This is a genomic window from Devosia sp. (assembly GCF_040509215.1).
GTDB lineage: Bacteria > Pseudomonadota > Alphaproteobacteria > Rhizobiales > Devosiaceae > Devosia.
In genome coordinates, this window is the sequence record NZ_JBEVLL010000173.1 from 1 (window position 1) to 12,716 (window position 12,716).

Sequence of the window (12,716 nt, forward strand, 5' to 3'; positions counted from 1 at the left end):
TGTCCCGGCTGGTCCGGCACAATCCCTGCAATATCGACCACTGGCAGCGCCCGCGAAAACACCTCGCCGGCACTGGCAGGCGAGGTCGCCACAACCTCGATATCGAGCCCCAGCCGCTTCGCCCGCTCAGCCAGGAATCCGGCATGCCCGAACACGACGAAAGCCGGAAGCCCAAGCTCCTGCCTCTGAGCAAAAAGGGAAAGAACAATGTCCGGGCCGATCCCCGCAGGCTCGCCCATGCTGATCGCCAGCGGCTTCATCAATGCCCCCAAAGAAAAGCGGAGGCGCATCGAATGATGCGGCTCCGCGAGCTGTTCTCAATCCTGAGCAAGAAGCGCGAGGCGCTTTCGCTTAGTTGTAGATGATCTTGGCGTTCTTGCGGAGCTGCTCGAGATAGGCGGCAGCTTCCTTTTCCATATTGCCGTTGCCAACTTCGGCGCGCACTTCATCCTTCATGAAGGTGAGGTCCTGCGCCTGGGTTTTTTCGCAGATGGCGAGCATGGAAACGCCGGCTTCGACAACGCGCGGCTTGGTGATGCCGCCCACATTCATGCCAGCCAGTTCCTTGGCCATGGCTTCGGGAAGCTGGGTCGCATGGCGACGGCCGATATCAACCACGGCCGCGTCAGTATAGGCGAGAGAAAGCTGCACGGCGCTGTCGCACCCGGCAAAGCTCGAACGATACTTGTTGGCCTGGGCCGTACGGCCGCTGGCGCCTGCACCCACAAAGACGATCTCCTTGAGGATATAGTCAAAGCCCTGATAGTCGGCGAGGCGGGCCGCAGCCTGCTGATCGAGTTCGAGGTCCGAAATCTGCACATTGGGAACCACGGCCTGCTGGGCAATGGCGTTCCAGGCGATGGCCGCGCGGAGTCGATCCTTCAGCGTGTCGGCACCGACGCCGCCCTGGCCGAGCATTTCAAGCAGCCGATCCTGGCTCACCTTGAGATTACGCGCGATCTGCAGCAGCGCTTCGTCAACCTGTGCATTGGAAACATTGATGCCGAGGCGCTTGGCTTCGTTCATCTGGATGGCTTCGGTGATGAGCTGATCGGTCGCGCCCTTGCGGCCGGTCTTGTTGCCTTCCATGTTGAACAGGCGCAGGCGCTGTTCGACCTGTACGTCGGTCACTGGCGTGCCGTTCACAGTTGCAATGGTTGCCGCGAAGCTGGGCAGGGCCGATGCCGTCGCCAGCACGAGGCCGAGGATCATGGCGCCGGTGGCGCGCCGCATAAATGCAAAGGTCATCGTCAGGTCCGCATTGTAAAGTTTGCCGCATCAATGCGGCTCGAAACATGTGCTGTCAATTGCCCAAACAATACGGCCAAAATCCGAGTACGGCCGATCAGAAGTTGGGCGTCGGCACCGCACCACTATAGCCCACATTCAGCCCGGCCGGGGCCTTGATGGCAAAAGTAGCGAGCACGCTGGTTGAATTGGGCGAAGTGTGGGTCGCCCCATTGCGCTGCGCATTGGCGCCGAATGTCAGGTAGCCGTCGTCATAGACCACGCCGCCACCCACCTGCAGCCAGCTATTGGCGCTGAGGTCCCAGGCGGCATTTGTCTTGAGGCTCCAGTAATCCGCCACCGGAATAGTCAGCCCGCCCGTGATCTCGTGCTGGTCGAGCAATTGCCCCAGTCCCGGATTGGCGCGGATATAGCGGTAGTCGAGCGTTGCCCCATAGCCGTCAGCACTGTAGCTCGCCCCAGCCCCAAACCGCGCCAGCGTCCAGGCCGAAGTATCGAGCTGCGTCTTGGCGCCAAAGGTCAGGCCCGGCGTGAAGGACCCGTAGGCGCCCAGCACCGCATAGGACGCGCTGTTTCCAAGGCCGCCACCAACCCCGGTATTGGCATGGTCGACGCTCGAGAACGCATTGGCCCCGGCCAACTGGAACGACTGCCCGCCAATCAGTTCAAGATAGCTGCCATTGTCGAAATTGGCCTGGTAGCGCCCGCCGATATTGGCGCGCAGCCCCGTTTCCTGCCGGTCGTAGCCGGAGAAGCGGTTGTAGCTGAACAGGTTCGTATCGTCGAAAACGAAGCTCTGCGCATCATCGTTGGTGATGCCCAGCATGGTCGTGTCCGACCCGCGATAGACCAGCTGCGCAATCGGCTCGATGATATGCACATCCGCGCCATTGCTTGCCATCAGCGGATAGCGCACGTCGATGGCTGCGATCGGGGTCGCACTCAAAAGGCTCGCTTCGCCCGGCAGCAACACGCTCTTGCCGTCATAATACGAGAAGTCCGCTCGGCCGCCGACATAGGGCGTGAAGACGAAACCGCCGCCGCCTACGATCTGCTTCTGCCAGCTCGCCTGCAGCGTCGCATGCGTCTTGGTGCCCTGGTAGCCGTAGACATAGTTGACGCCGTTGACGGCGGTCGTGCTGTTGGCATTGCGCACCACATTGCGCAAATGCCCTTCAAAGGCCAGCCGACCCATATCGTCTTCGAGATCGATGATGTGCTCGAAGCGCGTAACCGGCAGGTTCGCGCCCTGCTTGTTCTGATCTGCGTCGGTAACTGTCACGCCCAGTTGGTTGAACTGCTGAAGGCGGATGTCGAAGTAAGTCTGCTCGCTGACATGGGTCGCGTAGACCTCATTTGTCGTCGATTTGGCGGTCGTCAACGCATAGTCTTCGAGATAGCCCGCATCGCTAAAGGCGGTGTAAGACCAGCCCGTCTCCCAGTTCTCGATCGGGGTAAACGTGCCCGAAGTCTGAATGGCCCCGCGCCAGTCACGATTTCCGACTTCCGTGCCAAAGGCGCCGGGGTCCCACTGATTGATGCCCGAGGCTCTGACCCGGAACGACCCATTCTCGAACCGCTGTTCCCATTCCGCTCCAAGCAGGAAACCCTGCCGCGAGAAGAATTTGGGGCTCAGCCAGACATCCGTCCACTTGTTGCCATAGACGTTGACAGACACGCCAACGCCAACGCCGGTATCTTCGGCATAGCTGACGCTTGGCCGCGGTGCGCGCGACAGCGCAGATTCGCTGAGGTCCGGCAGCCACAGATAAGGCACCCAGGCGACGGGAATGCCGAGCAGGTAGAGCGTCGAATTCTCGAGCGTGACCGAATTGTCGTCCGAACTATGCACGATCTTGCTGGCATTGACCGACCAGCCGATACGGCGGCCCTTGCCGTCAATGCACTCGCCGCATGGCGCGTAGCTGGCATTGTTGTAGATGCTCTGCAGCACGGAATCATAGTCGGCACTGTCAGCGGTAATCCGCGAACCGTCATAAGCCGTGATCGTCAGGGCGTTGAAAAAGGCCTGCTTCATCCCCCCGGTGATGTCGAGATCAGTCGTCTCCATCACATTGCCCGAAGGGTCCGTCACCGTCACGGCGCCAGCCATCTTCACTGAATTGGTATTGCGGTCATAGATCAGCTTCTCGCCGGTCACGATATAACCGCTCGATTTCAGCACCACGCCGCCAGACGCCTCGACGGTATTGGTCTTGGCGTTGAAGCTGAGCACATTGGCCTCGACTCCAGTGGGGGAGGCCGGATCGATCGGCGCATTGAAGAAGTCAGTGGGAACAAGACCCTGCGCAGCAGCGGGCAGCGCGAATAGACAAAGCGACGCCCCGAGCAGCAGGGCGCGCAAGAGGCCTCGTCCATGTCCCTGGCTTCGCGTCACGTCCGTCCGTCTTCCTTGTGCAGTAGCACCGTTACACCAATCACAATGGCTACCAATGCCGGTCCGACTGCCGCGAAAGTTGGATCGAGAACGCCAGTCGACCCCGCGCGGTCGGCCATCTCGGTAATCACGAACACGACAAATCCGAGCACGATGCCATAGAGGACCGCAGGACCTAGACTAGTGCCCCTTCGATAACCTGCGGTAAACGCAAAGGCAATGAACAGCGAACCGCTAAGCACAAGTGGAAGCGAGAGAAGTTTGTAGAGCCGCATCGTCGCCGCCGATTTGACCAGCGGGTCCGCCACGCCCTTGCCCAGCAGCTCAACGATGTCGAAGAAGGTCATGTCTTCCACAGAGGCCAGTTTCAGGCTGATTTCTGCCGCGGTGGACCTCGTCGATACCTCGTAACCGTAGAGCGTGTAAGGCGGCTTGTCCGGCGTCCGTGCCGTCGCAACCGGCATGTGCCACTTGCCGTTTTCGAGCAGAGCCTGCTGCGCCTCGATCCGCGGAACATCGGTCCTGCTCATACGGAACAGCGTCACGTCGTTGAGCTCGGCGCCTCCCGGCGCCATCGAGCGCGCCAGGATCACATACTTGCCCTCATCGCCCTCCTGCTCGAGCCAGATTTCGCCCGGCGGCGTCAGCAGCGCGGCGAGCCCCGGTGGGGTAGGGTAGAGATCGCGATTGATCTGCGTGCTGACCGTTTCCGCCCCGATGGAAATGACGAAACTCACAAGCAGCAGCACCACGGTTGGCGCGCGTACCGCCCGCCAGATGGAAATGCCGCTGGCCTTGATCACGGTCAGTTCATGCCGAGCCTTGAGGTCTGCCAACCCCAGAATCGCTCCCATCAGCACCGTCACTGGCAGCGTCTTGATGGTCCAGCGCACCGCGCTCATGGCCACCATGACGAGGGCCATGACCAAACCGTCCCGTTCGGACACGACGGTGAAACGCCAGGTGTCGAGAGACTCGACCAGCGCGATCAGCCCATAAAAGATGAAGACCGTCATGCCGATGCGGCTGCCAAGGCGTTTCAGCACCAGCCAATCGATTCTGGTCATGCCATCACCAGCGGAACCGGACGTCGCGGCCAAAGTCGGAAGGTCAGGACCAAGCCCGAGAAGATGATGAGCAGGACCGACCCGGTCCCGATCCCCAGCGGGCTATAGGTACCCACGCCACGTTCGGCGAAGGCGACCAGCAACACCATGGCCTCGATCGGCATGGGTATTCGCGCCCGCGAGCCGCTCGGAAAAGCCCCAATGGCCAGGGTGAAAAGCCCGATGGCGATCACCCGGAGCGCCTCGGCCGAGCGGTCGAGCAGCCGATTGCCCGCCTCCTGCGACAGGAAACCGGTGTTTATCGCCTCGCTGATGAGATCGACACTGTTCCGTTCCGCCATCGAGTCGCCGCCGGCAATGGCCTGCGAGATACTGGCGACACTGAGATCGTAGCGGCTGAAGCGCACTTCCGAATAGCGCCCGTCATCCTGCACATATTGCAGCATGCCGTTGCGCAGCTCGAGCACGTAGTTTTCCCCGTCGCTCGAAACCCGCGCCGTCTCGGCAATATAGGTGCGGCGCGAGTCGGGCAGGCGCCGATCGTCGGCAAAGAAGTCGGTGATTTCCCCACCCGCCTCGCGCCCGCCGATCAGGAGGATCACCCCGGGCGTCACCTGGGTAAACCGCCCCGGCCGCAGCGTCGAACTCACGAGGTCGGCCGCAACGCTCGCCGCCAGTTCGGTATACTTGCGATTGGCCCAAGGCTCGAGCCAGTGCGACAGCAGCATGACGACGACGATCCCGCCCATGATCACGGTAGCCGCACCGCGCCAGATACCGCTCGTAGAGCCCGTGGCGTGGATGATGTGCAGCTCGCGGCTCAATTGCAGCGCGCTCAACGCGCGGATCATGCCGATGCCGACGCAGATATAGAAGAAAGCCATGGCCAGCGGCGGCATGGTGTAGAGCGCCTGCACCGCCAGCGTGCCGAATCCCTGACCCTTCACGGAGATGAGTTCGAACTGCCTGAGGCAATTCACCAGCCACAATAGCACGCACAGGATCGCGGTGAGGATCAACGCATCCGTGGCAAAAAGCCGGGCCAGATAGGTAGTCAGGCGTCTCATGCCGTTACGCTAGAATCCTTTTGCGGCGCACATTTGGCCGCGTTTTGCGAACAATGATGCAAACAAGCCTTCGATACAATTGCGCGGATTGTGCACACCGCGATTGGTGCAAGCCTGTTGCTCGCTTGCCGCGCTGGCGCTCCTCGCGGCGCCCGGATAATGTCGCGCCATGGCCGAAGTTCTCTTCTATCACCTCGAAGTCCGCCCCCTGGAATCGGTCCTGCCGCAGCTTCTCGAAAAGACGCTGGAGCGGGGCTGGCGCGCAGTCGTCGAATCCGGATCGCGCGAGCGCGCCGAGGCGCTCGATTCGATGCTCTGGACGTTTCGCGACGATTCCTTCCTGCCCCACGGCCTTGCCGGCGAACCCAGCGATCCGCACCAGCCGATCCTCCTGACCACCGAAACCGATAATCCCAATGGCGCCGTGGTCCGCTTTTTCGTCGATCGCGCCGTGCCCCAATCCGCCGATGGCTACAGGCGCATCGTCTACATGTTTTCCGGCCACGATCCCGATGCCGTCAACGAGGCGCGCCAGGCCTGGCGGGCGCTGCGCGATGGCAATGAGGTCACCTATTGGCAGCAGGAAGGCGATGGCCGCTGGGTGAAAAAGGCATGACCTCCGACCTTGCGACGCCGAGCCGGCACACTCTGCCCGAAGACCTCTTTGCCATGCTCATCGGCACCATGCTGGTCTCGCTCGGCATTGCCTTCTATTCCGAAGTGCAATTGGCGACGGGCAGCACCGCGGGTCTCGCGCTGCTCCTCCAATACGCCACCGGCATTCCCTTCGGCTGGTTGTTCTTCTCGATTAACCTGCCGTTCTACGCTCTGGCATTCCTGCGCATGGGCTGGCCCTTCGCGGTCAAAACCATGATCTGCGTCGGGCTCGTATCCTATTTCTCAAGCCAGATTCCGGGCTGGATCGGCATCAGCGATATCCACCCGCTCTTTGCGTCGCTCGTCGGCGGTGGCCTCATCGGCCTCGGCATTCTCTCGCTCTTCCGCCACAAGGCGAGCGTCGGCGGCATCAACATCCTGGCGCTTTACCTCCAGGAAAATTTCGGTCTCCGTGCCGGCTATTTCCAGCTCGCCGTCGACGCCGCCATTCTCTTTGCCGCCTTCTTCATCCTGCCGCTCGACCGGGTGCTCTATTCAATCCTCGGCGCGCTGGTCCTCAACTTCATCGTCGCCCTCAACCACAAGCCCGGCCGCTACGTCGGCTTCAGCTAGCCTCTATTCTGCCGTGTCGCTCCAACCGGCGATGTCATAGAGGTAGAGATAGAACATCTGCTCGGCCAATTCGTAGCAATAGGTGATCTCCCGATCGCCGGGCGAGAAATAGGCATTCGCCTCGCCGCACTGCGCCGCCCGGAACGTCACATTCTCCGGCAACACATACCAATCCATCACCAGCTTGGCCGTATGTTCGAGAATGCCGCGCGCCTTCAGCTCCTCGGCAAATTCCTCATACTCGCCGGCATCGTCATAGATGACCTCGATCTCGGCGCCCTGTTCCCCATCGACCAGATGCGGTTCAAGCAGCGCGTCCCATGAGGTGACAGCCTGCTCATAGGTATCGGCGCAGGCCTCTTGCTGGTCGGCGTCCATGTCATAATTGTCGGCCGTCTCGCCGAACACGTCCGGCTGCGCGCCCACCATCATGCAGACCATGGCATAGGCCCGCTGAATATCGAGGCTATGGTCATCGTAGTAGGAAAAATCCTCGACGCCTGAGCCGGTCGAACTCACCGCGTTGAAATACCAGCCGTCAGCCGCGTCGATCAGCGCATTCCAGCTATCGTCGTCGGTCTCGTCGGTCAAAAGCCAGATGGTGGCGAGGGAATCCGCCGCGTCCTCTTCCTTGCCCAGCACCGGGAGCCCGAGTTCGCCCACCAGCATGTGGCCGACCTCGTGATACATGGTGTAGAGCGCGTCATGCATGGCAAAGTCCATGGAATCGGCGAGCACCTGGTTCTCGTCCTGCGCCATTGCCGGCGCGGCCAAGAGTGCCAGACACAGTGATACGGCTGCAGTCTTGCGCAGCGAAATCATGGGAGAGAACTCCGAAAGGGTTTTTGGCGTTTCAGTCCGCTTCCGGACCGGCGAGCCAGATAACACGCTTCCGGTTAAAAAAGGCGATCAAGCCTAGTTCGAGCCGCCCTTGTCCTTGCCCGCGCCCGAAGGTCTTGGAGCCGGGTTCACCGGGTCCGGCAGCTCTGCTGCATAAAGCTCCATGAAGTCCTTCATCAGCTCGTAGCAGAAGATGATCTCGATCGTGTCCGGATCATAATAGGCGTTCGCCTCGCCACAGCGCCTTGCGTTGAATTTCACCGGCCGGCGCAGGTTGTAGTGGTCGCGCACCTCGGCGGCGACCTCGTCAAAAACCCCGCTCGAGCGGAAGGCATCGGCGGCAAATTTCAGCCGCCCGCCGGCATCGTGATAGGTTACGTTGACCTTGGAATTGCCGGCATCGGCCGTGTGCTCCTCGAGCACGCCCTTGAGGCTCCGGTCCACCAGCTCATATTCCCAATAGCACGAATCCTGCCGGTCTCGGCCGATGGCATATTGATTGGCGATGGGCCGGAAAGCGGTATCGTCGCTCCCCACCATCAGGCACACGATCTGATAGGCCCGCTGCTTGTCGAGGCTGTGCGCGGCCGCGAAGTCTTCTTCATACTTGCCACTGTCATAGGCAACGCCGGTCAGCAGCCACCCCTCGGCGGCGTCGGCGAGGGCCTTGTCCGATTCCGGCGTGCGCTTGTTCAGCAGCGTCCAGGTCGCCACATTGTCGGCCGCATCTTCCTCGCGCCCGAGCACCGGCAGGCGGAGCTGGTCGACAAGCAGGTGCGCCATTTCGTGATAGAGCACGAAGAGACTGTTATTGGCGGCAAAACGGATGATTTCGGCGCGCTGCTGCTTGGAAAAGCCCGCCATGTCCTGTGCCTGGACTCCACCCGTCATCAGGGCGGCAAGTGCCAGCAGGATCGGAAACAACAAGCGACGCATGAACTGCCTTTCGGCTCACTGATAGCTTCAACAAGATGCCAATGCCGCGTCCCTGTCAACGCGGCCCCGGCGCCGTCGTTAATGCCCCGGTGCCCAGCCTTTCGCGGCCATTTCAAAGCCCGAGAACTGGAAGCCCGGCGCCACGGTGCAGCCCACCAGCGTCCAGTCTCCCAGTGATTTTGCCGATTGCCACACCGCCCGCGGCACCACCACCTGCGGTCTCTGCGCACTGTTGAGATCGGATCCCAACACGTGCGTGTCGACCGTAATTCCGTCCGACAGGTTCAATTCTATCGGCGCACCGGCGTAATAGTGCCACACCTCGACGGCATCGACCCGGTGCCAGTGCGACAGGTCGCCGGCCTCGAGCAGATAGTAGATCGCGGTGGAATGCGCGCGGCCCGTCTCGCCCTCGATGTCCACAAACGTCTCGGCATACCAACCCCCCTCGGGGTGGCGTTCCATGCCGAGCGTATAGATGACGTCCTTGGCGGCGAGCCTGTTCATGCGCGCTCCGCTTCCTCCAGCTCGGCGCTCAGCGCCAGCCATGTTTCTTCGGTAGTTTCGAGGTCGGCGCCAAACCGCGCCTTGTCTTTGCCGAGTGCAATCAACCTGTCGGCAGGTCCGTTGTAGACCTTGGGATCGGCCAGTTGCGCCTCGATCTTCTCGATTTCCACCTTCAAACGGGAAATCTTGGTTTCCGCATCCTTAATGGAGGTCTTGAGTGGCGCCAGCTCGGCCCGACGCGCCGCGGCCTCTTGCTTCGAAAGCTTGCGCGCGCCCGTGCCGCCGCCGCCGCTTTTGCCTTCCTTGTTGGAGGTAATGCTGCGCTGGTAGCTGTCGAGGTCCTCGTCGAGTTCCTTGATCGTGCCGCCTTCGGCAATCCAGAGCGTATCGCAGGTCGCTTCGATCAAGTGGCGATCGTGGCTGATGATCAGCACCGCGCCTTCATAATCATTGAGGGCATGCACCAGCGCGTCGCGGCTATCGATATCGAGGTGGTTGGTCGGCTCGTCGAGGATCATCATCCCCGGCCCGCCAAAGGTGATGAGACCCATAAGCAGACGCGCTCGCTCGCCACCCGAAAGGTTCTTCGCCTTGGTATCCATGCGCGACTTGGTCAGCCCCATCTGGCTCAGGCGCGAGCGGCGCTTGGCTTCGCTATCGGTCGGCATCATGTCGACCACATGCTCGAATGGCGTCCATTCGGGCTTGAGCTTGTCCATCTGGTGCTGCGCAAAGTGCGCAATCTCGAGCTTCTTGCCCTTGCGCAACTGCCCGCCCATCGGCTCGATATCGCCAGCCAGCAGCTTCGCGAAAGTCGACTTGCCGTTGCCGTTGACGCCGATCAGCGCAATCCGGTCATCGGGGTCGATGCGCATATTGATATTGCGCAGAATGGTCTTGTCGCCATAGCCGGCCGAAACCCCGTCCAGCGTCAGCATGGGCGTTGCCGCCTCGGCCTTGGGCTGCTGGAATTTGAACGGCGCCGAGAATTCATCGAACAGCGCCGCCGGTGGCTTGAGCTTTTCGATCATCTTCATGCGCGATTGCGCCTGCTTGGCCTTGGTCGCCTTGGCCTTGAAGCGATCGACGAATTTCTGCAGATGCGCGACCTGGTCGAGCGCCTTGTCGCGGCTCTTGTTGTGCAGTTCCATCTGCATGCGGCGCGTATTTTCGAACGTATCGTAATTGCCCTTGTAGAAGGTCAGTTTGCGATGCTCGAGATGCACGATCGAATTGACCGCCTTGTTGAGGAGGTCACGATCGTGGCTGATCATGAAGACGGTATAGGGATAGGTGGCGAGATACTTCTCGAGCCACAGCGTGCCTTCAAGATCGAGATAGTTAGTCGGCTCGTCGAGCAGCAGCAGGTCGGGCTGGCTAAACAGCACCGCCGCCAGCGCCACGCGCATGCGCCAACCACCAGACAGCTCGCGCGTCGGCCCATTCTGCCGATCCTGCTCAAAGCCGAGCCCCTTCAAAATCGAGGAAGCCCGCGCCTCGGCCGAATAGGCGTCGATATCGGCAAGCCGCGTATAGACCTCGGCAATGCGATGCGCGTCGGTCGCCGTCTCGGCTTCTGCAAGCAGCGCCGTGCGCTCCTTGTCGGCCGCCAGCACCACGTCGAGCACGCTTTCCTCGCCGGCCGGCGCTTCCTGCGCCACGCCACCGATACGCGCCTTCTTGTTCAGCTCGATGTTCCCTGAATCGAGGTGAATATTGCCCTGGATCAGGTGAAACAGCGTCGTCTTGCCCGTACCGTTCTTGCCGACAAAGCCGGTCTTCGAACCTGTCGGGATGACCACGGAAGCCTCTTCGAACAGCTCGCGGCCTTCGATGCGGTAGGTGAGATTGGAAATGGTCAACATGGCGGGAAAATAACTGTCCGGACAAAGAGGCTACGCAGGCAACGCGTCCTGCATGGGGCAGGGGGCCGCGACAAATGGTTCGCTGCTGGATAGAGTTAAGGTATGCTTATGGCAACTGGCTTGGGGGAAGACGCGCCAATCTGTCGCCAGAATCTGCGCATCAAATATCCAGGACAGACATTTCTGCATCAGTCACCGAGCCAAAAAGGACGCCCCCATGTTTGACGCCCGCTTCGCTTTTGCTGTCATCGCCACCATCGGTCTCGCCGCTCCTGCCCTGGCGCAGGACAATGGACAGCCGCTCGAGGACCTCGACGCCACCCGCATCAATCCCTATCAGATCCTCATCGACTTCGAATTCGACGGTGGCGCCTGCGACGCCATTGGTCGAGCCGAGCTCGGTGACCTCGTCGACGGCACCCTAGCGGTGAACTTCCCCGTCAGCTCCACCGCCGAAGTCTGCACCATGCAGATCGTTGAACACGACGTGAAATACGCCATCGAAACCGAAGATGAGGCTGTCACCCGCATCGACGTCACCGTAACAGCCGCCGATGGCCGCATCATTGGTACCGGCTCGGCGAACGTCGAGCGCGACTAGGCGGAAACCTTCACGCCCACCGATCGTCATCCTCGGGCTTGACCCGAGGACTTTTCACTTGAATGCCGCAAGAGAGTACAGCGCCTTCGGGTCAAGCCCGAGGGTGACGCAGGGGAGTGTTGCTAGGGGCTCACACCCCGTCCGGCACCCGAACCACCATCTCCACCTCGATAAGCAGTCCCGGGCCCGCCAGTGCGCTGACGCCAATGCCGGTCAAACTCGGCTGCGCTCCATTCAAAAACTTCCCGATCGCCGCCATCCCGATCCCCATGCTTTCGGGATTGAGGTCCACGGCATAAATCCGCATCTGCGCAATATCCTCTGTCGTCGCCTTCAGCGCCACGAGTGCCGCCGACAGGTTTTCGGCGACGATTGCCACCTGCTCGGCCAGCGTCCCCGGCACCGGCCCGCCATCGCGCTTCCATGGCACCTGTCCCGAAACGAACGCCAGCCGTCCCGGCTCGACAACGGAAATCTGCGAATATCCTGCCTGTCCGGCGTCCGGCAGGGTTTCGGGGTTCATGCGCGTGATCGTGTTGGTCATGGCGAGCTCCGTTGAATGATGGAGAACCATCCAACGGGGCAGTGACCGATCCTGTCAGGAGCCAGCAGGGTGCGCCGACCGACCAATGATCTGGCCCACGTCGATCCGGTTGCCATCGGGATCTTCGAAGACGAAGGCCCGCAGGCCATAGTCCTTGTCCTTCAAGCCCTTGACGATGCGCAGCCCCGCCTGCTGGCAGCGCCGGAACAGAGCTTCCGCATCGTCTACCAGCAGATGCGCGACATTGAAGTCTGCTGCCTCGTGCTGCGGCTGCAGCGTAAGATGCAGCTCCCCGTCGTCGCGTTTCAGGATCATGAACCCGACGGGATTGCCGTTCTCAAAAACCTTCTTGAAGCCGAGAACGTCCTCATAGAACGCGCAAGCCCTGGTCATATCTGAAACGGGAAGCATTG

General features: G+C 61.1%; 13 protein-coding genes and 1 pseudogene. 3 read left to right on the forward strand and 11 right to left on the reverse strand.

The features are described from left to right. The 5 genes and pseudogenes from pdxA to ABW043_RS09590 all read right to left on the reverse strand — a co-directional run. Nucleotides 1-260 (reverse strand): annotated as a pseudogene (gene pdxA / locus ABW043_RS09570) (4-hydroxythreonine-4-phosphate dehydrogenase PdxA); the annotation flags it as partial. 91 nt (nt 261-351) lie between these two features. Then, the gene (locus tag ABW043_RS09575) at nt 352-1,248 is read right to left on the reverse strand and encodes a peptidylprolyl isomerase (RefSeq protein ID WP_353920983.1); all 897 of its coding nucleotides are present in this window, start codon (nt 1,246-1,248) and stop codon (nt 352-354) included. Nucleotides 1,249-1,345: 97 nt separating this feature from the next. Continuing rightward, nucleotides 1,346-3,646: an LPS-assembly protein LptD gene (locus tag ABW043_RS09580; RefSeq protein WP_353920984.1), complete on the reverse strand. Its 2,301-nt coding sequence runs from the start codon at nt 3,644-3,646 to the stop codon at nt 1,346-1,348. Further along, a complete protein-coding gene (locus tag ABW043_RS09585; protein ID WP_353920985.1) occupies nt 3,643-4,713 on the reverse strand; it encodes an LptF/LptG family permease in 1,071 nt (356 codons plus the stop codon). Before ABW043_RS09585 ends, ABW043_RS09580 begins: the two co-directional genes overlap by 4 nt. Further along, a complete protein-coding gene (locus tag ABW043_RS09590) occupies nt 4,710-5,780 on the reverse strand; it encodes an LptF/LptG family permease (RefSeq protein WP_353920986.1) in 1,071 nt (356 codons plus the stop codon). The genes ABW043_RS09585 and ABW043_RS09590 overlap by 4 nt, the downstream gene beginning before the upstream one ends. A 169-nt stretch (nt 5,781-5,949) precedes the next feature. Here ABW043_RS09590 and ABW043_RS09595 point away from each other — a divergent pair, with 169 nt between their 5' ends. Continuing rightward, nucleotides 5,950-6,396 carry a DNA polymerase III subunit chi gene (locus ABW043_RS09595; RefSeq protein WP_353920987.1) on the forward strand — a complete coding sequence of 149 codons (447 nt, stop codon included), beginning with the start codon at nt 5,950-5,952 and terminating at the stop codon, nt 6,394-6,396. Continuing rightward, nucleotides 6,393-7,010 carry a YitT family protein gene (locus ABW043_RS09600; RefSeq protein ID WP_353920988.1) on the forward strand — a complete coding sequence of 206 codons (618 nt, stop codon included), beginning with the start codon at nt 6,393-6,395 and terminating at the stop codon, nt 7,008-7,010. The genes ABW043_RS09595 and ABW043_RS09600 overlap by 4 nt, the downstream gene beginning before the upstream one ends. A 3-nt stretch (nt 7,011-7,013) precedes the next feature. Here ABW043_RS09600 and ABW043_RS09605 read toward each other — a convergent pair whose 3' ends face one another. The 4 genes from ABW043_RS09605 to ABW043_RS09620 all read right to left on the reverse strand — a co-directional run bounded on the left by ABW043_RS09605 (nt 7,014) and on the right by ABW043_RS09620 (nt 11,158). Beyond that, nucleotides 7,014-7,832 carry a DUF4344 domain-containing metallopeptidase gene (locus ABW043_RS09605; protein ID WP_353920989.1) on the reverse strand — a complete coding sequence of 273 codons (819 nt, stop codon included), beginning with the start codon at nt 7,830-7,832 and terminating at the stop codon, nt 7,014-7,016. Nucleotides 7,833-7,925: 93 nt separating this feature from the next. After that, entirely contained in the window at nt 7,926-8,786 is an 861-nt protein-coding gene (locus ABW043_RS09610; RefSeq protein WP_353920990.1) for a DUF4344 domain-containing metallopeptidase, read from the reverse strand. 78 nt (nt 8,787-8,864) lie between these two features. Beyond that, nucleotides 8,865-9,293, reverse strand: coding sequence for a cupin domain-containing protein (locus ABW043_RS09615; protein WP_353920991.1), 429 nt, complete (start codon nt 9,291-9,293; stop codon nt 8,865-8,867). Beyond that, a complete protein-coding gene (locus ABW043_RS09620) occupies nt 9,290-11,158 on the reverse strand; it encodes an ABC-F family ATP-binding cassette domain-containing protein (RefSeq protein ID WP_353920992.1) in 1,869 nt (622 codons plus the stop codon). Before ABW043_RS09620 ends, ABW043_RS09615 begins: the two co-directional genes overlap by 4 nt. 217 nt (nt 11,159-11,375) lie before the next feature. Between ABW043_RS09620 and ABW043_RS09625 the strand changes: the two genes are divergently transcribed. Continuing rightward, nucleotides 11,376-11,759, forward strand: coding sequence for a hypothetical protein (locus ABW043_RS09625; protein WP_353920993.1), 384 nt, complete (start codon nt 11,376-11,378; stop codon nt 11,757-11,759). Between the two features lie 130 nt (nt 11,760-11,889). Here ABW043_RS09625 and ABW043_RS09630 read toward each other — a convergent pair whose 3' ends face one another. Next, complete coding sequence (locus ABW043_RS09630; RefSeq protein ID WP_353920994.1) at nt 11,890-12,303, reverse strand: RidA family protein; 414 nt, start codon at nt 12,301-12,303, stop codon at nt 11,890-11,892. A gap of 54 nt (nt 12,304-12,357) precedes the next feature. Beyond that, the gene (locus tag ABW043_RS09635; protein ID WP_353920995.1) at nt 12,358-12,714 is read right to left on the reverse strand and encodes a VOC family protein; all 357 of its coding nucleotides are present in this window, start codon (nt 12,712-12,714) and stop codon (nt 12,358-12,360) included. Nucleotides 12,715-12,716: the final 2 nt, after the last annotated feature.